The sequence below is a fragment of the Frankia sp. RB5 genome (genome assembly GCF_059816245.1).
Genome location: NZ_JCBATA010000063.1, coordinates 26,761 through 47,745, shown reverse-complemented (window position 1 = coordinate 47,745; position 20,985 = coordinate 26,761). Strand labels below are relative to the sequence as shown.

Here is a 20,985-nt window from a genome sequence, read left to right as displayed (position 1 = left end):
CTGCTCGGCGGGATCGCCGACCTGCCCGGCACCCGGCTCGTCGTGGTCGGCGACGGTCCGTCGCGCGCGGCGCTGACCCGGCAGCTGCCCGGCGCGGCGTTCCTGGGCTTCCGGGGCGGCAGCGACCACGGGTACCTCGGAGATCACCCGGCGGCCGGCCTCGGCCCCATCCCAGCGGTGCAGCACCCAGGCCGTCTGCCCCAGCGTCCAGGACGACAGCGCCAGCGCCAGCCAGCCGAGCCATCGGCCTCGCGCCCGGCCGAGACGACGCCCGGCCCTCGCACAGCTCAGCGCCGCGGCCAGACCGGCGACGACGGCGGCGGCGTCGACAGGCATCACCCGCCCCGCCCTCCTCCCCCGTGCGTCGGCCGCCCGGGACAGAGGGACCCTCACATTGCGATGGAAACGGCCGAACATATAACCCGAAATTGTCAACAGCGGACGTCGCCGCCGTCGTCAACGTAGCGCGTGATCGCTCTATCACAAAGAGTGGGCAGATGCCTCGCGTGCCGCGCGGTCTCCTAGTGCGTCCACGCCGACCACCGCCACCCGCTGCTCGGCGTGCAGGGTGCCTCGTCCCAGCCCGCGGTACACGCCCGAGGTGGGCGCGACGTCCGCGTAGTCCCGCCCGACCGCGACCGTGACGTAGCGCAGGTCGGCGAGCCGGTCGTGACACGGGTCGAAGGCGACCGCGACGACGCCGGGCTCCCGGTCGCCGGCACCCGCGAGCATGATCACCTCAACCCAGGCGTGGGACGGCCCGTCGCCGACCAGGTGCCCCGACACGTAGCGGGCGGGCATCCCGGCCGCCCGGCACAGCGCCAGCATCACGTGCGCCTGGTCCTGGCACACCCCCGCGCCGCCGGCGAGCACCTGGGCCGCGGTGGTCGTGACGTCCGTGCTGCCGGGCTCGTAGCGGACGTGGCTGTGCACCCAGCCGCAGAAGCGGCGGGCCGTGAGCATCGGATCGCCGGTGGCGAGCGCCCGGGCGGCGGCGCTCAGCGCCGCGTCCGGGGCGGTCAGCACGGTGGGGGCCAGCAGCCGCCGCCCGGTCAGCGCGGTGGCCCGCAGCCAGGGCCGGGCACCCCCGCGGACTCGGTCGAGACGGACGTCGACGTCGAGGTCGAGCTGGCTGGGCACCTCCGCGAGGCGCACCGTCGCGACCCGGGTGCCGTCGGCGCCGCGACCCCAGCCGACGCGCGCGCCGGGCGCCGAGACGGTCAGCCGGTCGGCGCGGACCGTCTGGTCGCCGTGGCGGCGCGGCGGCACCACGACGAGCCGGTGCACCAGATCGCTCGCCGGGCCGTCGTAGACGTAGCGGAACCGCTGGGTGATCCGGTACGACACCCGGGCCCCCGCCGGGAGCGTGAGCAGATCAGGAACACCGTCGCCCACGTCTGTGATTTCGGACACATGTCGGGCGTGGGTCGACGCGACGGCCACCGCGCTCGCGGCCGGCGCGGGCGGCGATCCGGCGGGCGATGTTTCCGTCACGATGCCGATCGTCGCCGCCGTCTGTTTCCCCACCGTTAACACCCAGGCCCCCACCCCCGCCGCCGTCCGCGGGCGGCAATCCTGTCGTCACAGCAAGCGCCGGCCGGCACCGTCACCGTCCCCGGCGGCGGGAATGTCCAGACAGGACGCAGCCATGCCGGGTCGGCCTGGGACTGGCACCATCTAGTGCATGAGCGAGCTGGTGGCGACCCGACCCGAACAGCCGCAGCGCAAGCCCCGCAGCGGCCTGCTCGAACCGCTGGAGGCGCCGCGGACGCCAGCGCCGTCGGATCTGCCGGCCGACCGGTTCATCAACCGCGAGGCCTCCTGGCTCGACTTCAACGCCCGCGTGCTCGCGCTCGCCGAGGATGTCTCCACCCCCCTGCTGGAGCGGGCGAAGTTCCTCGCCATCTTCGCCAGCAACCTCGACGAGTTCTACATGGTCCGGGTGGCCGGCCTGATGCGCCGCGAGGCCACCGGGCTCGCCGTGCGCTCGGCGGACGGCCTGAGCGCGCGCGAGCAGCTCGCCCTGATCAGCCGGACCACGGCCGACCTCAGCGAGCGGCACTCCCGCTGCTTCACCGCCGAGGTGGTGCCCTCACTGGCTCACGCCGGCATCAGCATCCGGTTCTGGTCGCAGCTCGGCGACGCCCAGCGGGAGCGGCTGCGCGACTACTTCCACGAGCAGATCTTCCCGGTCCTCACCCCGCTCGCCGTCGACCCGGCGCACCCGTTCCCCTACATCAGCGGGCTGTCGCTCAACCTCGCGGTGCAGGTGCGCGAGCCGGGCGGCGAGGTCGACCACTTCGCCCGGGTGAAGGTCCCGCAGAACGTGCCGCGGCTGGTCCGGGTCCCCCTGGAGACCGACGCAGAGGAGTCGGGCGGCGCCTGCTTCGTGCCGCTCGAGGAGGTCATCGCCGCACACCTCGACCAGCTCTTCCCGGGCATGGAGGTGATCAACTCGCACCTGTTCCGGGTCACCCGCAACGCCGACCTGGAGGTCGAGGAGGACGAGGCCGAGGACCTGCTGCAGGCGCTGGAGCGGGAGCTGGCGCGGCGACGCTTCGGCCCGGCCGTCCGCCTCGAGGTGGACGACGACATCGACGACGACCTGCTCACCCTGCTCATGCGCGAGCTCGAGGTGACCGAGCGCGAGGTGCACCGGGTCGCCGGGATGCTGGACCTGTCCGCACTGTGGGGGCTCTACGACCTCGACCGCCCGGAGCTCAAGGATCCGCCCCGGGTCCCCGTCACCCATCCGCGCCTGACGACCGAGGAGGGCGAGACGCCGGACTTCTTCGGCGTGTTGCGGGAGGGGGACGTGCTCGTCCGCCATCCGTACGACTCGTTCACGACCTCGGTGCAGCGCTTCATCGAGCAGGCGGCCGCCGACCCGCAGGTGCTCGCCATCAAGCAGACCCTCTACCGCACCTCCGGCGACTCCCCGATCGTGGACGCGCTCGTCGCCGCGGCCGAGGCCGGCAAGCAGGTGGTCGTGCTCGTCGAGATCAAGGCGCGGTTCGACGAGAGCGCGAACATCCGCTGGGCGCGCGAGCTGGAGCGGGCCGGCTGCCACGTCGTCTACGGCCTGATCGGGCTCAAGACGCACTGCAAGACCTGCCTGGTGGTGCGCCAGGAGCGCGGCGGCCTGCGCCGGTACTGCCACGTCGGCACCGGCAACTACAACCCCAAGACGGCCCGGCTCTACGAGGACATCGGCGTGCTGACCGCCGACCCGGAGGTCGGCGCGGATCTGACGGACCTGTTCAACGTGCTCACCGGGTACAGCCGGCAGACGGAGTACCGCTCGCTGCTCGTCGCCCCCCAGCACATGCGGGACGGGATCCTGCAGCGCATCGCCGCCGAGGCGCGGGCCGCGGCGGAGGGCCGCCCCTGCGGTATCCGGCTCAAGGCGAACAGCCTGGTCGACGAGCAGGTCATCGACGCGCTCTACCGCGCCTCCCAGGCCGGGGTGCCGGTGCACTGCCTGGTGCGCGGCATCTGCGCGCTGCGTCCGGAGGTGCCCGGGCTGTCCGAGACGGTGCACGTCCGGTCGATCCTCGGCCGGTTCCTCGAGCACAGCCGGGTGCTCGAGTTCGCCTCCACGGACGAGTTCTGGATCGGCAGCGCCGACATGATGCACCGCAACCTCGACCGCCGGATCGAGGCCCTCGTCCGGGTGGGGCACCCGAACGACCGGGCCACCCTGCGCCGGATGCTGGACCACGCCTTCTCCGACCAGGTCTCGGCGTGGGAGCTGCGCTCGAACGGCCACTGGGAGCGGCGCACCACCGGGGCGCAGGACGTTCGCCTGTCGGACTACCAGCACGACCTCATGGCCGAGGCAGTGCGGCGCGGGCACCGGTGAGGTCCGGCGCCCGCACCGCGGATCAGTCGCTGCTCGACGACACACTCGACTTGAACTCCGAGCCGGGCCGGAACTTCGGCACGACGGAGGCGGCGACGTGCACCGGCTCGCCGGTTGCCGGGTTGCGCCCGGTCCGCGCGGCGCGCTCCACCCGCTCGAACACGCCGAAACCGGTGATCGTCACCTTCTCGCCGCTCGCGACGGCCTCCTGAATAGCGTCGAACACGGCGTCGACCGCTTTGGTGGCATTCGACCGTCCGCCCTCGATCTGCTGGGCGATGCGGTCAACCAACTGGGACTTGTTCACGACAACCTCCGGACGCCCCCCGCGGTGCGCGGGGTGGGGAGCAGATCGGGCATCACACTGCGCTGCACCGTAGGCATCTCCACTGTCGAGGGCAATTCCCGCGACCGTGTCGCGTCACACAAACCCGCACGTCAGCGGGTTCGCGCCAGTGGGCGGCGGGATGCGTGCTGTGCGGCCCCCGCGAACCGTCCGGCAGATTCGTCACGATGAGTAGCTGGAGATATCCGAATTTTTGGGCGCAATGTCACGGTTTGATAGCCGGCCGCCTCCATCGCGACAGACACAACTCTGCTCCGTAGCCGACCAAACGCCGCGCGCAGTGGCCGAACCAGGCCTCCGGGACGCCCATGGTCACGCCGCGACCCGGACAGAGACGCACGTCAGCCCCGATGTGAATTGCGTCACATCAGGGCTGACATTCCTACAGGGGATACGCGGTGGTGTCAGACCGAGGTGGGCAGCCAGGCCGGCCGCGTCCCCTCGAAGACGGTGATCCGCTCCTCGTGCCGCAGGGTCAGGCCGACGTCGTCGAGGCCTTCCATGAGCCGCCAGCGGGTGAAGTCGTCGAGCTCGAACGACGCCTCGACGCCCGCCCCGCGCACCTGGCGCGCGTCGAGATCCACCGTGATCTCCACGGTGGGGTCCGCCTCGACGGCCGCCTGCAGCGCCTCGACCGTCTCGGCCGGCAGCGTGACGGGCAGCAGCCCGTTGCCGAGCGCGTTGCCGCGGAAGATGTCCGCGAACCGCGACGAGATCACCGCACGGAAGCCATAGTCCTGCAGTGCCCAGACGGCGTGCTCCCGCGACGAGCCAGTACCGAAGTCGGGCCCGGCGAGCAGGATCGACGCGCCGGCGTGGGTCGGGTCGTTGAGCACGAAACCGGGGTCGGCCCGCCACTCGGCGAACAGGCCGGCGCCGAAGCCGGTCCGCTCGATGCGCTTGAGCCACTCGCTCGGGATGATCTGGTCGGTGTCCACGTCGCTGCGGCGCAGCGGCACGGCCCGACCGGTGTGGATCGTGAACGCCTCCATCGCGAAGGCTCCCTTCTGACGAGGCTGCTAGAGGTCCGCCGGCGCGGTGAGCCGGCCGGTGACGGCGGTGGCGGCGGCGACCGCCGGCGAGACGAGGTGGGTGCGCCCGCCCGGGCCCTGGCGGCCCTCGAAGTTCCGGTTGGACGTCGACGCGCTGCGCTCGCCGGGACGCAGGGTGTCGGGGTTCATCCCGAGGCACATCGAGCAGCCGGCGCTGCGCCACTGCGCCCCGGCCGCCTCGAACACCTGGTCCAGCCCCTCGGCCTCAGCCTGCGCCTTGACCTGCATCGACCCGGGCACCACCAGGACGCGCACCCCGCCCGCGACCTGCCGGCCACGCAGCACGTCGGCCGCGGCGCGCAGGTCGGAGAGCCGGCCGTTGGTGCAGGACCCGATGAACACGGTGTCCACCGCGACCTCGGCCAGCGGGGTGCCGGCCGTCAGGCCCATGTAGGCCAGCGCGCGCTGCGCCGAGGCGCGCGCCGCCGGGTCGTCGTAGTCGGCCGGGGCGGGCACCCGCGACCCGAGCGGCGCGGCCTGTCCCGGGTTGGTTCCCCAGGTGACGTACGGGGTCAGGCTCGCCGCGTCGATCACGACCTCACGGTCGAACTCGGCGTCGGGGTCGGAGGCGAGCGTGCGCCAGTAGGCCACCGCCTCGTCCCAGGCCGGCCCGCTGGCCACCCGGTCGCGCCCGGCGAGGTACTCGAACGTCGTGTCGTCCGGGGCGATCATCCCGGCCCGCGCGCCGGCCTCGATCGACATGTTGCACACGGTCATCCGGCCCTCCATGGACAGGCCCCGGATCGCCGCGCCGCGGTACTCGATGACGTGCCCGGCGCCGCCGCCGGTGCCGATCCGCGCGATGATCGCCAGGATCAGGTCCTTCGCCGTGACGCCCGGCGGCAGCTCGCCCTCGACGGTGATCGCCATCGTCTTCGGCCGGCGCTGCGGCAGCGTCTGGGTCGCCAGCACGTGCTCGACCTGGCTGGTGCCGATGCCGAACGCGAGCGCCCCGAAGGCGCCGTGGGTGGAGGTGTGGCTGTCGCCGCAGACGATCGTCATCCCGGGCTGGGAGAGCCCGAGCTGCGGCCCCACGACGTGGACGATGCCCTGCCCCGGGTCGTTCATCGGGTACAGCCGCACCCCGAACTCGGCGCAGTTCTTGCGCAGCGCCTCCACCTGCGCCGCCGAGACCGGATCGGCGATGGGCGCCAGCGTGTCGGTGGTGGGCACGTTGTGGTCCTCGGTGGCCAGGGTCAGATCCGGCCGGCGCACCGGCCGCCCGGCGAGGCGCAGCGCCTCGAACGCCTGCGGCGAGGTGACCTCGTGCACGAGGTGCAGGTCGATGTACAGCAGGTCCGGCTCGCCGTCGGCGCGGCGCACCACATGGGCGTCCCAGACCTTCTCCGCGAGTGTGCGCCCCATGGCTGCCCCACTCCTCTCCTCCCCGCCAGCCCGGATGCTTGTCATCTCAGTTGGTGGGATGTCAGTATCAACTTATGGAACAGCTTAGCGGAGTCGGCGTCCTTGACAAGGCCGCCCTCGTCCTCGCGGCCGTGGAGCGGGGCCCGGCGTCGCTGGCCGAGCTGGTCACCCGCACCGGCCTGACCCGGGCGACCGCGCACCGCCTGGCCAGCGCCCTCGAGGTGCACCGCCTCGTCGGGCGGGACGACGCCGGCCGCTTCGTCGCCGGCCCGCGCCTGGCCGCCGGCGTCGGAGCTCCGCTGCCGTGGGAGCTCGCCGACCGGGCCGACCGGGTGCTCACCGCCCTGCGCGACCGGACCGGCGAGAGCACCCAGCTCTACGTCCGGCGCGGCGCGCTGCGCCTGTGTGTCGCCGCGTCCGAGCGGGCGAGCGGGCTGCGCGACACGGTCCCGGTCGGCGCGGTGCTGCCAATGACGGCCGGTTCCGGAGCGCAGGTGCTGCTCGCGTTCGCGCCGGGGCCGGAACCAGACCTGCTCGCCGCGGCTCCGTTCGATGCCGCGACGCTCGACCTGGTGCGCGCGCGGGGATGGGCGGAGAGCGTCGGCGAGCGGGAGACGGGCCTCGCGTCGGTGTCGGCACCGGTGCGCGGCGAGGCCGGCGCGGTGATCGCGGCGGTGTCCCTGTCCGGGCCGCTGGAGCGGCTGACCCGCTCACCGGGCCAGCGCCACGGCGCGGCGGTCCTCGCCGCGGCGACCCAGCTGAGCGCTCCGCCGCTTTCCAACGCACGTGTTTCCAACGCACGTGTCAACCCCGGGCCACTGGAGATCGGCGGATGACGGTCAGCGTCCGCGAATCCGCCGCTCCGCAAGAGTGACCCCGGATAGGCCCTTCGCGGTGATACCCCAGGTTCTTCGACATTTCGGATGCCCCATTCGGGCCCCACGGTCAATGGGCACAAGGACTACGCCCGTTGGGCGGACACCGAACCGCCCCGTGGGGTTTCGTCCCCCGCCGCCCGCGTGGACGCGTCGACGTCGTAGCCTGTTCGAGTCGTCCGTCTCGGATGATCGGAGAGCGAGGCCGGATGGCCCGACGGGGTCATTGCCATCCAGCGAGCAAGCGATATGTGTCGTCGATGCAGTGGGTGTCGATGCAGTGGGCGCGGCCGACCGGGGCTCTCTCCGGGTTCCGCGCGGACCGGCGGCCGTCGTCGCCCGCGACGGTGCCGTCGTAGGTCACGACCGCCACGGGCGGCGCAAGAAGGGGCAGGGCGCGGTGCGCAAACTGGGTTCGCGGTACGTGCTGCACGAGATGCTCGGGCAGGGAACGACCGGCCAGGTCTGGCAGGGGGCGCGGGTCTCCGACGGCGCACCGGTCGCCATCAAGGTGCTACGCCGGGAGCTGGCGGACGATCCGGCGATCGTCGACCGCTTCCTGCGGGAGTGGGACCTGCTCGTCGATCTCGACAGCCCCGGCCTGGTCGCGGTGCGCGACCTCGTCAACGAGCCGGACACGCTCGCGATCGTGATGGACCTCGTCGACGGTCCCGACCTGCGGGCGCACCTGCGGGAGTTCGGGCCGCGACCGGCCGAGGAGGCCGTGCGGCTCACCGTCGGGACGCTGTGGGCCCTCGACAGCGTGCACGCCGCCGGGATCGTCCACCGGGACGTCAAGCCGGAGAACATCCTCATCGACACCTCCGACCCGGCGGGGCCCATCGTCCGGCTCACGGACTTCGGCATCGCCCGGGTGATCAACTCGTCGTCCCAGGCGCATCCCACCGGCCCGGTCGGCACCCCGCTCTACATGGCCCCCGAGCTGGGCTCGGGAGCGCCGCCCACGCCTGCCGCCGACGTCTACTCGGCCGGCGTCGTGCTCTACGAGATCCTCGCCGGCTCGCCGCCGTTCGACGCGGCGAACCCGATGGAACTGCTGCGCGCCCACCGCGAGGACGAGCCGCTGCCGATCCAGGGGGTGCCGGGTCCCGTGTGGGACGCGCTCGCCCGGATGCTGGCGAAGTCCCCGCGCGAGCGGCCCGCCAGTGCCGCCGAGGCCGCCGACGACCTCGAGGAGGCGCTCGGGGTGGGTCTGCGCTCCCGCCCCGCCGAGGCGGCCGCCAGCACCCAGCGGGTGGCGCGCCCGGCCGCCCGCGGCGTCGCCGTCAGCTCGCCCACCGCGGCGGCTGGCGGCTGGAACGACCTGGAGCACACCCAGATCGCCGGCAGCATACCGGCGACGGCCACCCGGATCGCGCCGATGACCGGCGCGCGCGGCGCCGCCGCCGACTGGAACGGTGACGCCCCGACCGGGATGAGTCCCGCGGTACGCGTCCCGGCCCGTTCCGGCGGCACGGCCGCCGACACCAACACGGTGATGTCTGCGATCCCCGCGAGCAGGCAGCCCGGGCCGTCCGGGGCCGCGCCGGGAGCCGGCTCCCGGGCCGGTGCCGACCGCCGGCGCCGCACCCGGATCGCGGCCGGCGCGGGACTCGTCGTCGCGCTCGTCGCCGGTGCCGGCGGTTGGGCGCTCGCCTCGGGGGGCGCCGCGGACAACTCCCTGTCCGCTGACAGCGGCATCCAGAGCTCCGCCGACCCGAGCGCGGTCGTGTCCGCGGCCGTGCTCGGCGGTGCCCCGGGCGTGGCCGTCGGCGTCCCGGGGGCGCCGGCCGCCCAGCCCGGCCAGCATCCCGCTGGACGGGCCCTCCCGACCACCAGCACCGCGCCGAGCGCGGGCGCCGCGGCGACCACCCCCGCCAGCAGCCCGACCGCGGGCAGCAGCCCGTCGCCGTCGCCGACCGACGACGGCACCGCGACGGTGCCGAACACCGAGGGCATGTCCTTCAACGCGGCGCAGAACAAGCTGCAGTCGGCCGGCTTCACCAGCCTCAACAAGGCCTTCGACTGCTACGACACCGGCGCCGTCGACTCGGTCGTGCGTCAGTCGCCGAAGAGCGGGAAGGTCGCGAAGACCACGACCATCAGCCTGCAGATCCAGGGCAACGACTGCCGCGAGGTCCCGAACGTCACGGGCATGACCGAGTCCGGCGCCAAGTCGACGCTGAGCGCCGCCGGCTTCCCCTGGGTCAACGGCTCCTGCCCCGCCGGCTACACGAGCAAGGTGACCTCCTACTCGCCGAGCACCGGCCGACACCCGAGCAACTCGACCACGGTGACGCTGAACCTCTCGTGCAAGGCGCCCCAGGCCTCGCCGACGGCCGCTCCCACCACCCCCGCCCCGACGAGCAAGTAACCCGGCAGGGCCGGCCCGGACACCACACCAGGAAGCCCCCGCGCTCCCAGCATCCGCTGGGGCCGGGGGCTTCCTCGTGCGTGCTGCGGGCTGGCTCAGCTTGCGGGCTGGCTCAGCTTGCGGGCTGGCTCAGCTTGCGGGCTGGCTCAGCTTGCGGGCTGGCTCAGCTTGCGGGCTGGCTCAGCTTGCGGGCTGGCTCAGCTTGCGGGCTGGCTCAGCTGGGGACGGCTCAGCCGAGGTCGTCCTCAGCCGAAGTTGTCCATGGGCAGCGAGCGGACGTCGTCGCGGCGCAGTTGGCGGCCCAGCGGGCCACCGGTCAGCCGGGCCGGGCGGGACTCCTCGTCGAGCCGGAGGCTGCGCGGCAGCGCCATGGGCACCGGCAGCTCCTGCTCGGCCTGCGGGGCGAGCGCCGTGGGCGCCACCGCGCTGGCCGCCCACAGGTCGACCTCGACGATGATCTCGCCGTTGTCGGAGGACATCCGCAGCCGCCCGCCGTGCACCTCGACCAGCCGGCGCACGACGTAGAGGCCCATCCCGGCCCCGTCCGTCGAGCGGGTGGCTGTTCCATCGCGCTGGGTGAAGGGCTCGAACAGCTGGCGGATCGTGGCGGGGTCGAGGTCCGGGCCGGGGTTGCGCACCCGCAGCACCACCTCGTCGCCGACCCGGCCGGCGATCAGCCGCACCGGCGCGCCCGGCCAGGAGTGCAGCAGGGCGTTGTCGACGAGGTTCGCGACGACCTGGATGAGCGCCTGGCGCGCCATCCGGACGGGCAGCTCGGGCGGGAGGTCCACCGTCACACTGCTCGGTGAGCTCGTGTACGGCAGGGTGGCGAGGACGTGGCGGACGACCTCGGGCAGGTCGGCGATCGTCGTCTCATCCGTGCCGGTGGCCGTGGCGGCCGTCAGCATGTTCTCCAGCAGCCGGGAGAGCCGGTCGGAGTAGTTCACCGCCGCGTCGAGCAGATCGTCGAGCTGGGCGTCGGAGAGCCGGTCGCGCCGCCGCTTGATGGTGAGCAGGTTGCCCCGGATGCCGGTCAGCGGCGTGCGGAACTCGTGGGAGACGGTCGCGACGAGGTCGCTGCGGATCCGGTCGGTCTCCTCGAGGCGCGCCATCAGGCTCTGCTGGCCCTCGTAGAGCTGCTGGCGGTAGTGCTCGACCCGGCGGCGGGACTGCTCGTTGTAGTGCCAGAAGACCATCTGGGCGCAGGCGAGGGCGAAGATGAAGCCGGCGTGCAGCCCGGCCAGCAGCCACGCGTTGTCCATCACCGGCGCGCGGGCGGAGACGATCCGGCCCATCGACAGGTTCGCCACGAACACGAACGCGATCGCCAGCAGGTAGACGGTCCACTCCTCGTACAGCGCGATAAGCGCGACGACGACGAAGAAGTGGAAGTACATCGGCGTGAGGCCGTTGGAGATGTGCACCAGCACGACCGAGCAGCACAGCAGGCCGAGGCTCGCCGCCAGCGCCCGCACCCGACGCCGGCCGGGCACCACGGCCGCGGCGAACAGCAGCGCGGGGGGGCTCGCCGCCAGCAGGCCGTGTGCCGGGCTCAGGTCCCGGAACACCGCGTACCCGACGATGATCGGCAGGTGCATCGCGAGCACCAGGCACATGAGGGTGTGCCGGGCCGTCCAGTCCTCGATCGGCAGCCCACGCCCGCGCGGCAGCAGCGAACTCAGGCGCCGGTAGCTACCCGGCTCGGCACCGTCACCCCGCTCGGACTGCGAGGCCGGCGCCGGGGAGATCGACGCCGCCGCACGTAGCCGACTGGCGCGCCTGGCGACGCGGCCCACGCGGGGGCTGCCGTGCCGACGCCGGGCCCGTTCGGGGGTCGATGGACTGACGGTGGACATCCGGACAAGTTTCTACCGGTGGAGCCCGTGAGCACCATGGTTGTCAAGGGTGGTGTCACATGGCGACAGTGCCCAGGTTTGACTAGGCCATCCGCACCACCCTGCACCGGGCTCAACGGAGCATGGCGCGAACCTTGGTGTTCCGACCAGGCTGTGGTCCGCGAGGTGGCCCCCCGACGGCCGCCCATGGAGGAGGACACCGTGCCCCCAGTGGCCATGACAGCCTCGACCGCACCCGCGATCCTTCCGCCGACCGCGAGCCGCGGCGGCTCGCTGCGTCTGGTCGTCGCGGAGCCGGCGCCCGCCGCCGACGAGGCTGGCGTCGAGGGGGCGGTGGAGGAGGTGCACGGCTGGGGTGGCCCGGCGACCTGCGCCTGCCGCGCGTGCACGATGGCCCGCCACCCGGCGGCGATGCCCCGCCTCACAGTGGTGCGGTAGGCCGCGTCCGGACGCGGACATGGCGACGGCCCGCGGATGAAGATCCGCGGGCCATGGCGACGCTTGATGCACGGGCATACCTCTGGCCTTCTACAGAAGAATCAAGATAAACCCGCTGTAGCCCCGACCGGATTCGAACCGGCGCTACCGCCTTGAGAGGGCGGCGTCCTGGGCCGCTAGACGACGGGGCCAAGACTTTCGATGTCGTACTGTGATGCGTTTCCTACTGTACACCACGCCAGACAAGTCTGACAGAGTGGTGCAGCTGGGGTACCAGGACTCGAACCTAGACTAACGGAGCCAGAATCCGTTGGGCTGCCAATTACCCCATACCCCATGGGCCCCTGTTCGGGCGTTGCCTACTGTACCTCATCATCCGCGGCGCGCAGCGACCCGGGGGGTGCGATTTCCCTCAGCGGGCCCTCACCGGGTTGGTGAGCGTGCCCACGCCCTCGACGGTGACCGCGACGGTCTGGTCCGCCCGCATCGGCCCCACGCCCCCTGGCGTCCCCGTCAGCAGCACGTCGCCGGGCAGCAGCGTCATCGCCGCCGACATGTACGCGATGAGCGCCGGCACGTCGTGCACCAGCAGCTTCGTCCGCGAGTTCTGCCGCAGCTCGCCGTCGAGGGTGGTCCGCAGCGCCACGTCCGCCGGGTCGAGGTCGGTCTCGATCCACGGACCGATCGGGCAGAACGTGTCGTGGCCCTTGGCCCGCGTCCACTGCCCGTCCGCCGACTGCTGGTCCCGGGCGGTCACGTCGTTGGCGCAGGTGTAGCCGAGCACGACCTCGAACGCCCGCTCCGGCGGGACGTCCCGGCACAGCCGGCCGATGACGATGGCGAGCTCGCCCTCGTAGTCCACCCGCTCGCTGTCCGGCGGGAGCGTGATGGGATCCCCCGGGCCGGCGACACTCGTCGACGGCTTGAGGAACAGCACGGGCCGCGCCGGGGCCTCGCCGCCCATCTCGCGGGCGTGGTCGGCGTAGTTCTTGCCGACGCACAGCACCTTGCTGGGCAGCACCGGCGCCAGCAGCCGCACCTCGCCGAGCGGCCGGCGCACGCCGGTGAAGCTGAACGGGCCGAACGGATGGGGGGCGATGCCGGCGATCTCGGCGGTGCCCTCCTCGACCGAACCCTCGACGACCCCGAAACCGGGCTCAGAACCATCGGTGAACCTCGCGATGCGCACTCCCCGACCGTATCCGGCCGCCACGGTGATCGGGTTCGCCAGAACGGGCATCGTGGCCGAGAATCGGGCACCGGAGGCTTCCGGCGAACGCCGGACAGTCCGGCAGTGGAAGGAGAACCTTGAGCGAGACCGACACCACACCGGTGTACGACGTCGGGGCGCCCGAGCCGAAACCCATCGACGAGGAGCTGAGCGTGAAGCTCGGCCACCTCGCCGAGGACGCGATCCTGCGGGCCAAGCCGAACGGCGACGAACGCTGCGACAACTGCCTGTACTACCTCGACACGGACAAGGACCTCACCTACTGCTGGCACCCGAAGCTGCGGATCCTCGTCGGCGGCGACTGGTGGTGCCAGTGGTGGGAGGAGATCCCGGAGGACTAGCCGATCGGGTCCGCGGCGAGCGGGGCGCCCGCTCGCCGCGCCGGCGGCTCAGGACGCGCCGGGGTCCGGGCGCTCGCCCTGCCGCCGCAGGCCGTAGTTGACGGCGTCTTCCAGGGCCGACCAGGACGCGGCGATGATGTTCTCGTCCACACCGATCGTGTCCCAGCGGGCGCGGCCGTCGCCGGTGCCGACGAGGACCCGGGTGACCGCGCCGGTGCCCTGCTTGCCGTCGAGTATCCGCACCTTGTAGTCGACGAGCTCCAGGTCGGCGAGCCCCGGGTAGGCCTTCTCCAGCGCGTCGCGCAGCGCCGTGTCCAGCGCGTGGACGGGCCCGTTGCCCTCGGCGGTCGCCACGTGCCGCACCCCGCGCGAGGTCAGCTTCACCGTCGCCTCGCTGACCACCTGGCCGCCGGGGCGCTGCTCGACGATGACCCGCCAGGACTCGAGGGTGTAATAGCGCTCGCGGCCGGTGACCTCGTCGCGCAGGAGCAGCTCGAACGACGCCTCCGCCGCCTCGTAGGCGAACCCGGCCGCCTCCCGCTCCTTGACCAGCTCCAGCACCCGCCCGAGCGCCTCGCGCTCGCCCGACAGGTCCAGCCCGAGCTCGCGGCCCTTGAGCTCGATGGTCGCCCGCCCGGCGAGCTCGGAGACGAGCATCCGCATGTCGTTACCGACGGCGGCCGGATCGATGTGCTGGTACATGTCCGGGTCGACCTTGACGGCGCTGGCGTGCAGCCCCGCCTTGTGCGCGAAGGCGCTGGCGCCGACGTAGGGCCGGTGCGGGTCGGGAACGGAGTTGGTCACCTCGTCGATCGCGTGGGAGACGCGGGCCAGCTCCCGCAGCCGGCCCGGGGGCAGCGCGGCGCGGTCGAGCTTGGTCTCCAGACCGGCGATGACGCTGAACAGGTTCGCGTTGCCGCAGCGCTCGCCGTAGCCATTGGCGGTGCCCTGGACGTGGGTCACGCCGGCCTCGACGGCTGCCAGGGTGTTGGCGACGGCGCAGTGGGTGTCGTCATGGCAGTGGATGCCAAGGCGGGCACCGGTGGCGGCGAGGACGTCCGCGACCACCGTGTTGATGCGGGTGGGCAGCATCCCGCCGTTGGTGTCGCAGAGCACCACGACCTCGGCGCCGGCCTCAGCCGCCACCCGGACGACCTCGAGCGCGTAGTCCGGGTGGGCCCGGTGGCCGTCGAAGAAGTGCTCGGCGTCGAGGAAGACCCGCTTGCCCTCGGCGTGCAGATGGGCGACGGTGTCACGGATCATCGCGAGGTTCTCGGCCGCGTCGGTGCGCAGCGCCCGCTCGACGTGCCGCAGATCGGACTTCGCGACCAGGCAGACGACGGAGGTCCCCGCCTCGCGCAGCGCTGCGACCTGCGGGTCGTCCGCGGCGACGCGACCGGCCCGCCGGGTGGCGCCGAACGCCGTGAGCCGCGCGGTCGACAGGGAGAGTTCGGTGCCGGCACGCGCGAAGAACTCCGCGTCCTTCGGGTTGGACCCCGGCCAGCCGCCCTCGATGAAACCGACGCCGAGGTCGTCGAGGTGACGCGCCACGGCGAGCTTGTCGCCCACGGAGAGCGACAGCCCCTCCTGCTGGGTACCGTCACGCAGCGTCGTGTCGTAGATATGCAGGGAATCGGGATCGTATGGCCGCACGGGGGCGCCTCTCCGATGAGCGCGGGACCTGGGCCGCCACGCGCCCGGTCCCATGGGTCAGCGACCGGAACGCGCGGCGGAGACGGGTTCGCCGCCGAAAGACAAGCCTACGGTGTAACACTGCCGACATGCGCCAGGAGTGACGTGCGCGATATCTCTCAGTCGCCCGGCCTTCAGTCGCCCGCGAAGCGCCGCAGCCGGTCGACCTGCAGGATCGTGATGGTCTGGCCCTCGGAGAGGATCCAGGTGCGCCGCTCGAACTCCCGCAACGCCTGGTTCACCGACTGGCGGGAACCGCCGAGCAGCGAGGCGATCTCGGTCTGGGTGAGACCGAGCTCGATCACCGGACGGCCGACCTCGCGCATCCGCAGCAACAGCAGCTTCGCCACCCGCCGCGGCAGGTCGAGGAACACCAGGTCGGCGTTGGCCCCGGTGAGCCGCCGCACGTGGGCGACCAGGGCGCGGATGAGCTGCTCGGCCACGGCCGGCCGCTCCCGTACCAGCTCCCACACCGCGGTGCGGTCGAGTACCAGGGCGGTGCTGGGTTCCAGGGCCTCGACGCTGGCGGAGCGGGTGCCAGCCTCGACGATGTTCAGGTCGCCCAGCGTCTCGCGGGGGCCGGCGATGTTCAGGACGTGGTCACGGCCGTCGTCCGCCTTGGTGAGGACCTTGAGTCGGCCGCTCGCGACCACGAGCAGTGTGTCGGCCGGTTCGCCTTCGGTGAAGACGACCTGCCCGCGACGGAACCGCCGCGTCACCGCCCGGGAGGCGAGCCGCAGCAGGTCCTCCTCGTCCAGCTCCTTCAACAACGTGGTCGCGCGAAGGAGGGCGACCGCCTCATTGTCGTGCATGCCGTGACCGTAGCGCCGACCGTCGACCGCGCGCTGGGGCGCATCGGGAACCTGCTCGGCGTACGACACGCGCGCATCATACCGTCACATGCTGGTCACTCCAGCAACGAACGACGTCCCGCATGCTCAGGATGCCGGCGACGCCGCCACCCGAGGTGACGACCAGGTGCCGGAACTCCCCGCGCAACATCGCGGCCGCTGCCTCGTCGAGCGACCAGGCCGGATCCGCGAAGACGACATCGCGGGTGAGGTGCTCACCCGCGACCTCGACATCCGGATCCTGCCCCGCGGCCACCGAACGGAGGATGTCCCGCTCGGTGAGGATTCCGTACCCCTGACTGTCCGCGTCGTGCACGACGGCGGCGCCCACCTTGCGGGCGGCCATCAGCCGGGCGGCCTGCCGCAGGGTGTGACCAGGACCGATCATGAGAACAAGGGAGCTCATCCCCTCCGAGACCCGCACGACGTCCTCCCGCCGCTTGTGCATTCGTGAAACGCTTCCACAAGCGACGGTAGGCGCGCGGACCTTGCTTGACCAGGGCACAACCGCAAGTGGCGTGGCCGGAATGTGACCCCGACCACGCCGCTGCCCGACCTGGCCACTGACGGTGCGCGGCTACCCGCCGACGAGCTCGTTCCAGGACCGGTAGCGCTCCAGCTCACCGCGGGTGGCGCGGTGGAAGATCTCCAGCAGCTCGCGGGTGACCGGCCCGGGCTTGCCGGAGCCGATCTGCCGGTCGTCCACCGACACGATCGGCACGATCTCCGCCGCCGTGCCGGTGAAGAACGCCTCGTCGGCCAGGTACAGGTCGGTCCGCACGATGTGCTGCTCGACGACCTCGTACCCCTGGTCCGCCGCGATCTGCATGATCGACGCCCGGGTGATGCCGCCGAGCGGGCCGTCGGAGAGCAGCGGCGTGATGACCTTGCGGCCGGACACGATGAAGACGTTCTCGCCGGTCCCGTCCGCGATGTGGCCGTTGGGGCTGGTGAGGATTGCCTCGTCGTACCCGGCCTTGACCGCCGCGACCTTCGCCAGCGACGAGTTCAGGTACTGGCCGGACGCTTTGGCCGCCGGCGGGGTGATGTTCGGGTCGTTGCGCTTCCAGGAGGAGATCATCGCGCGCACGCCGTTGGCCTCCGCCTCCTCACCGAGGTAGGCGCCCCACGGCCACACCGCGATCATCACCTCGACCGGGGACGGGAGCGGGTTGAGCCCCATCTCGCCGTAACCGAGGTAGACCAGCGGGCGGATGTAGCAGGAGGCGATGTCGTTGACGGCGATCGTCTCCTTGGTCGCCGCGACCACCTGCTCCTGGGTGAACTGCGGCTCCATCACATAGATCTTCGCGCTGCGGTAGAGCCGCGCGATGTGGTCGGTAAGTCGGAACACGGCCGGCCCGCCGGCGGTCTCGTAGGCGCGGATGCCCTCGAACACCCCCCAGCCGTAGTGCAGGGTCGGGTTCAGGACGTGGACGCGGGCGTCGTCCCAGTCGACGAACTCGCCGTTCATCCAGATCTTCGAGGTGGGGGTGATGGGCACAGCGGACTCCAGGCCAGGATGCGACGAACTCAGAGAGGAACGAGCATATTCAGCCGGCGGCGCGGGCGGCGAGGTCCTCCCCACGCTCCCGGGTTGACATGGCGCCCGATCCCGAGCCGGCGCGTTCCGCCAGCGACGCCGCGACCGCCGCCTCGACCCGCTCGGCCTCCTCCTGGTGGCCGAGGTGGTCCAGCAGCATGGCGACGGAGGCCACCGTGGCGGTCGGGTCGGCCAGCTGCCGCCCCGCGATGTCGGGCGCGCTGCCGTGCACCGGCTCGAACATGCTCGGGTGGCTGCCCGACGGGTCGAGGTTCCCGCTCGCGGCGAGCCCGATGCCGCCGGTGATCGCGGCGCCGATGTCGGTGATGATGTCGCCGAACATGTTGTCCGTGACGACCACGTCGAACCGGCCCGGGTCCGTCACGAAGAACATCGACGCCGCGTCCACGTGCTGGTAGTCGACGGTGACGTCGGGAAACTCCGGCGCCACCTCGGCGACGGTGCGCGACCACAGGTCGCCCGCCTTCGTCAGCACGTTGTTCTTGTGCACCAGCGTCAGGTGCCGACGCGGCCGGCGCGCGGCCCGGCGGAAGGCGTCGCGCACGACCCGCTCAACGCCGAACCGGGTGTTGAGGCTCTCCTCGGTGGCGACCTCGTGCGGAGTGCCGCGGCGCAGCACGCCGCCGGCGCCCGCGTACGGGCCCTCGGTGCCCTCGCGCACCACGATCATGTCGATCGACGGGTCACCGGCGAGAGGCGAGCGGACCCCCGGGTACAGCCGCACCGGCCGCAGGTTCACGTGGTGGTCGAGCTCGAAGCGCAGCCGCAGCAGCAGCCCGCGCTCCAGGACGCCGCTGGGCACCCCGGGATCGCCGACCGCGCCGAGCAGGATCGCGTCGTGGCCGCGCAGCTCGTCGAGGACCGTGTCGGGCAGCGTCTCGCCCGTGCGGTGCCAGCGCCGGGCACCCAGGTCGTACTCGGTCGTCTCGACCTTGGGGTGCACGGCCCGCAGCACGCGTAGTCCCTCCGCGACCACCTCGGGGCCGATCCCGTCACCACCGATCACCGCAAGCCTCATGCGCCGACTGTAGTCGGAGATCCGACGCCGCTGCTCGCGGGCGCTGTCGGTACCACATGTCGCCGGCCGCGTTGGACGGCGACCACCCCGACCACCTCGCACGATTACCCTGAGCAATCATCGCTCGATCAATGCCAACGCCATGACCACGGCAGTTGTCATCGACTTGATATATGACCAGAGATCGGGTCCGGAGAGTTCGCGCCCGCCGCGTCGGCGGGAAGTCGGGGGAACCGCCAGGAAGTGAGGGGCATTGTCAGAATCGGCATCAGATCGCCGGTCCCCGCCGGTCCGGGCGCATAGAAACGCGCCGCCCCCGCGAGGCCGGCGAAAGAAAGTCAGCCGCCGGCAATCCGACCGTCACCCGCCGGTCGCACAAAAAGGCGCAGGACCCACAACTCCGGACGGTACTCGCGCCGCCCATCGGAGCCAGATGGTAAGAACCTCACTTACAGGATGGGTGCGACGTGCTTGAAGCGAGGGGGTGCACGGCGCATGATTACTCGGCAGCGGACCACCACGGCGACGGTGGCCCGTGGTCGCGTCGACTCCGTGAACACCGACTCCGGGAACACCGGCGCAGGGAACACCGGCGCCGGGAACACCGCGCCGCCGGCCTCTGACGCCACCGTCCCGGATCTGGAGCGGATCCTCGACGATCCCACCGAGCCCGCGCTGTACTTCCAGCCGATCGTCGATCTCCAGCGTGGGGTGATCGCCGGGTACGAGGCGCTGGCGCGGTTCCACACCCATCCCACGCATCCGCCGGACCGCGTCTTCGCCGCCGCCGACCGGATGGGGCTCGCCGCCGAGCTGGACGCCAGGGTGCTCACCGCGGCGATCGCCGCCCGCGACACCCTGCCCGACCGCTGCTTCCTCGCGGTCAACGTCCTGCCGCACCTGCTGGACGCGGCCCCGGTCGCCGCGGTCTGGGCGGACGCGGACCTGCGCCGTCTCGTGCTCGAGCTGAACGAGGCGGTCGACCTCGACACCGCGGCGGGCCTGACCGCGACCGCGAGCGAGCTGCGCAATCGCGGCGCCTTCATCGCCATGGACGACGTCGGCTCCGGCTACGCCGGCCTGCGCCAGCTCGCCCGGGTCCGGCCGGACTTCGTCAAGCTGGACCGCTCCCTGGTCGTGAACATCGACGACGACCAGGTCAAGATCGCATTGACCGAACTCGTCGGCGGTTTCGCGAGCCGGCTCAACGGCTGGGTGATCGCGGAGGGCATCGAGAGCGCCGACGAGCTGGCGATGCTCGTCGCCCTGGGTGTCCCGCTGGGCCAGGGCTTCCTGCTGGGCCGGCCGTCACCGTCCTGGCAGCAGCTCGACCCGGCGGTGGCCCGGCGCATCCGGCAGCTGTCCGAGCGCAGCACCCGGGCGGCGAGCATCGAGAGCCTGATGGAGCAGGTGACCGTGAGCGTGGGCGACTCCGGGTACTGCGCGATGTCGGCGGACTGCCCCAGCTGCCCGATGCGCACGGCCACGGCCCGCGGGGTCCCCGACGGCGAGCAGACCGACGACGAGCAGACCGACGGCGAGCAGGCCGCGCGGGCGACCATCGTGGTGTCCAACCGCTGCCGGCCGGTGGCCCTGCACCTGTCCGGCGGGCCCGGCGGCGGCACCGAGCCGCGACTGGTTCCCACAACGCTGTTCGCCCGTCCCGAGGAACCCGTGACCGAGGTCGCGCGGCGTGCCATGACCCGAGCCCGGGCCAGCCGGTTCGACCCCGTGATAATCGTTACCGAGATGGGTCGGCCCCTCGGCCTGGTCAGGATGGAGCGACTGATGCTGCGTCTCGCGGAAATGTCGACATGAGACGGAACCGCTATTGGACCGCGCAGGCCCTGATGGCGCCGAGCCCGGCGTCCGCCGGCTATTCACGGCCCTCGGAGATCACGATCCGCCGTCCCGCCATGAAGGAATTCTACTGCGGTGCGATCATTCATGGGTGCGAGACACGGATCGCGGCATCCAGTGAGGACGACCTCCTGCGGTCAGTCGACACGCACGCCCGCGTCGACCACGGCATGACCGAGGTGCCGGAATCCCTCCTCGAACAGGTGCGCCGCGAGGTCCGCGACATCGAGCGGGGGGACCCGTAGATCCCCCCGCCCCGC

Annotated in this window: 18 protein-coding genes, 2 tRNA genes and 1 pseudogene; 7 read left to right on the top strand and 14 right to left on the bottom strand. The window is 72.1% G+C overall.

Features of this window, described 5'->3' with window-relative positions:
- A pseudogene (locus AC6EXY_RS26395) lies at positions 1-336 on the bottom strand (hypothetical protein); the annotation flags it as partial.
- Between the two features lie 144 nt (positions 337-480).
- Positions 481-1,404, bottom strand: coding sequence for a transglutaminase family protein (locus AC6EXY_RS26390; protein WP_499842423.1), 924 nt, complete (start codon positions 1,402-1,404; stop codon positions 481-483).
- 280 nt (positions 1,405-1,684) lie between these two features.
- On the opposite strand from AC6EXY_RS26390, the gene AC6EXY_RS26385 reads away from it, so the two are divergent.
- Positions 1,685-3,862: an RNA degradosome polyphosphate kinase gene (locus AC6EXY_RS26385; RefSeq protein ID WP_101829855.1), complete on the top strand. Its 2,178-nt coding sequence runs from the start codon at positions 1,685-1,687 to the stop codon at positions 3,860-3,862.
- A 22-nt stretch (positions 3,863-3,884) separates the two neighbouring features.
- On the opposite strand, the gene AC6EXY_RS26380 is transcribed toward AC6EXY_RS26385, so the two are convergent.
- The 3 genes from AC6EXY_RS26380 to leuC all read right to left on the bottom strand — a co-directional run bounded on the left by AC6EXY_RS26380 (position 3,885) and on the right by leuC (position 6,625).
- The gene (locus tag AC6EXY_RS26380; protein ID WP_101829854.1) at positions 3,885-4,169 is read right to left on the bottom strand and encodes an HU family DNA-binding protein; all 285 of its coding nucleotides are present in this window, start codon (positions 4,167-4,169) and stop codon (positions 3,885-3,887) included.
- A gap of 443 nt (positions 4,170-4,612) precedes the next feature.
- On the bottom strand, positions 4,613-5,200 hold the full coding sequence (leuD, locus tag AC6EXY_RS26375) for a 3-isopropylmalate dehydratase small subunit (RefSeq protein ID WP_101829853.1): 588 nt from the start codon (positions 5,198-5,200) through the stop codon (positions 4,613-4,615).
- 27 nt (positions 5,201-5,227) lie between these two features.
- On the bottom strand, positions 5,228-6,625 hold the full coding sequence (gene leuC / locus AC6EXY_RS26370; RefSeq protein WP_101829852.1) for a 3-isopropylmalate dehydratase large subunit: 1,398 nt from the start codon (positions 6,623-6,625) through the stop codon (positions 5,228-5,230).
- A 74-nt stretch (positions 6,626-6,699) separates the two neighbouring features.
- Here leuC and AC6EXY_RS26365 point away from each other — a divergent pair, with 74 nt between their 5' ends.
- Positions 6,700-7,461 carry an IclR family transcriptional regulator gene (locus tag AC6EXY_RS26365; protein WP_101829851.1) on the top strand — a complete coding sequence of 254 codons (762 nt, stop codon included), beginning with the start codon at positions 6,700-6,702 and terminating at the stop codon, positions 7,459-7,461.
- 439 nt (positions 7,462-7,900) lie between these two features.
- Positions 7,901-9,874 (top strand): serine/threonine-protein kinase, encoded by a 1,974-nt coding sequence (locus AC6EXY_RS26360; protein WP_101829878.1) that lies wholly within the window; start codon positions 7,901-7,903, stop codon positions 9,872-9,874.
- Positions 9,875-10,119: 245 nt separating this feature from the next.
- Here AC6EXY_RS26360 and AC6EXY_RS26355 read toward each other — a convergent pair whose 3' ends face one another.
- The gene (locus tag AC6EXY_RS26355; RefSeq protein WP_101829850.1) at positions 10,120-11,730 is read right to left on the bottom strand and encodes a sensor histidine kinase; all 1,611 of its coding nucleotides are present in this window, start codon (positions 11,728-11,730) and stop codon (positions 10,120-10,122) included.
- Between the two features lie 201 nt (positions 11,731-11,931).
- Between AC6EXY_RS26355 and AC6EXY_RS26350 the strand changes: the two genes are divergently transcribed.
- Positions 11,932-12,168: a hypothetical protein gene (locus tag AC6EXY_RS26350; protein WP_101829877.1), complete on the top strand. Its 237-nt coding sequence runs from the start codon at positions 11,932-11,934 to the stop codon at positions 12,166-12,168.
- Between the two features lie 118 nt (positions 12,169-12,286).
- Here the strand turns inward: AC6EXY_RS26350 and AC6EXY_RS26345 are convergent.
- The 3 genes from AC6EXY_RS26345 to AC6EXY_RS26335 form a co-directional block, all read right to left on the bottom strand.
- Positions 12,287-12,359, bottom strand: a tRNA-Glu gene (locus AC6EXY_RS26345).
- A 74-nt stretch (positions 12,360-12,433) separates the two neighbouring features.
- Positions 12,434-12,505: transfer RNA gene (locus AC6EXY_RS26340), tRNA-Gln, on the bottom strand.
- A 75-nt stretch (positions 12,506-12,580) separates the two neighbouring features.
- On the bottom strand, positions 12,581-13,357 hold the full coding sequence (locus tag AC6EXY_RS26335; protein WP_101829876.1) for a fumarylacetoacetate hydrolase family protein: 777 nt from the start codon (positions 13,355-13,357) through the stop codon (positions 12,581-12,583).
- Positions 13,358-13,476: 119 nt separating this feature from the next.
- Between AC6EXY_RS26335 and AC6EXY_RS26330 the strand changes: the two genes are divergently transcribed.
- Positions 13,477-13,740 carry a hypothetical protein gene (locus AC6EXY_RS26330; RefSeq protein ID WP_101829849.1) on the top strand — a complete coding sequence of 88 codons (264 nt, stop codon included), beginning with the start codon at positions 13,477-13,479 and terminating at the stop codon, positions 13,738-13,740.
- Between the two features lie 48 nt (positions 13,741-13,788).
- On the opposite strand, the gene cimA is transcribed toward AC6EXY_RS26330, so the two are convergent.
- The 5 genes from cimA to AC6EXY_RS26305 form a co-directional block, all read right to left on the bottom strand.
- Positions 13,789-15,393, bottom strand: a complete 1,605-nt coding sequence (gene cimA / locus AC6EXY_RS26325) for a citramalate synthase (protein WP_101829848.1) — start codon at positions 15,391-15,393, stop codon at positions 13,789-13,791.
- A gap of 173 nt (positions 15,394-15,566) precedes the next feature.
- Positions 15,567-16,313, bottom strand: a complete 747-nt coding sequence (locus AC6EXY_RS26320) for a Crp/Fnr family transcriptional regulator (RefSeq protein WP_341477167.1) — start codon at positions 16,311-16,313, stop codon at positions 15,567-15,569.
- 7 nt (positions 16,314-16,320) lie between these two features.
- Positions 16,321-16,707 (bottom strand): CBS domain-containing protein, encoded by a 387-nt coding sequence (locus AC6EXY_RS26315; RefSeq protein ID WP_101829874.1) that lies wholly within the window; start codon positions 16,705-16,707, stop codon positions 16,321-16,323.
- A gap of 153 nt (positions 16,708-16,860) precedes the next feature.
- Positions 16,861-17,787 carry a branched-chain-amino-acid transaminase gene (gene ilvE / locus AC6EXY_RS26310; RefSeq protein WP_101829847.1) on the bottom strand — a complete coding sequence of 309 codons (927 nt, stop codon included), beginning with the start codon at positions 17,785-17,787 and terminating at the stop codon, positions 16,861-16,863.
- Between the two features lie 49 nt (positions 17,788-17,836).
- Positions 17,837-18,865: a 3-isopropylmalate dehydrogenase gene (locus AC6EXY_RS26305; protein WP_101829846.1), complete on the bottom strand. Its 1,029-nt coding sequence runs from the start codon at positions 18,863-18,865 to the stop codon at positions 17,837-17,839.
- 495 nt (positions 18,866-19,360) lie between these two features.
- On the opposite strand from AC6EXY_RS26305, the gene AC6EXY_RS26300 reads away from it, so the two are divergent.
- The gene (locus AC6EXY_RS26300) at positions 19,361-20,683 is read left to right on the top strand and encodes an EAL domain-containing protein (RefSeq protein WP_499818453.1); all 1,323 of its coding nucleotides are present in this window, start codon (positions 19,361-19,363) and stop codon (positions 20,681-20,683) included.
- Entirely contained in the window at positions 20,680-20,970 is a 291-nt protein-coding gene (locus AC6EXY_RS26295) for a DUF1059 domain-containing protein (protein WP_101829844.1), read from the top strand. Before AC6EXY_RS26300 ends, AC6EXY_RS26295 begins: the two co-directional genes overlap by 4 nt.
- Positions 20,971-20,985: the final 15 nt, after the last annotated feature.

What these genes read in the sequence shown, in the direction of transcription:
- AC6EXY_RS26355 (WP_101829850.1), bottom strand. Translation starts at nt 11,730, where the DNA reads ATGTCCACCGTCAGTCCATCGACCCCCGAACGGGCCCGGCGTCGGCAC.
- leuC (WP_101829852.1), bottom strand. Translation starts at nt 6,625, where the DNA reads ATGGGGCGCACACTCGCGGAGAAGGTCTGGGACGCCCATGTGGTGCGC.
- leuD (WP_101829853.1), bottom strand. Translation starts at nt 5,200, where the DNA reads ATGGAGGCGTTCACGATCCACACCGGTCGGGCCGTGCCGCTGCGCCGC.
- AC6EXY_RS26385 (WP_101829855.1), top strand. Translation starts at nt 1,685, where the DNA reads ATGAGCGAGCTGGTGGCGACCCGACCCGAACAGCCGCAGCGCAAGCCC.
- AC6EXY_RS26365 (WP_101829851.1), top strand. Translation starts at nt 6,700, where the DNA reads ATGGAACAGCTTAGCGGAGTCGGCGTCCTTGACAAGGCCGCCCTCGTC.
- AC6EXY_RS26305 (WP_101829846.1), bottom strand. Translation starts at nt 18,865, where the DNA reads ATGAGGCTTGCGGTGATCGGTGGTGACGGGATCGGCCCCGAGGTGGTC.
- AC6EXY_RS26300 (WP_499818453.1), top strand. Translation starts at nt 19,361, where the DNA reads ATGATTACTCGGCAGCGGACCACCACGGCGACGGTGGCCCGTGGTCGC.
- AC6EXY_RS26295 (WP_101829844.1), top strand. Translation starts at nt 20,680, where the DNA reads ATGAGACGGAACCGCTATTGGACCGCGCAGGCCCTGATGGCGCCGAGC.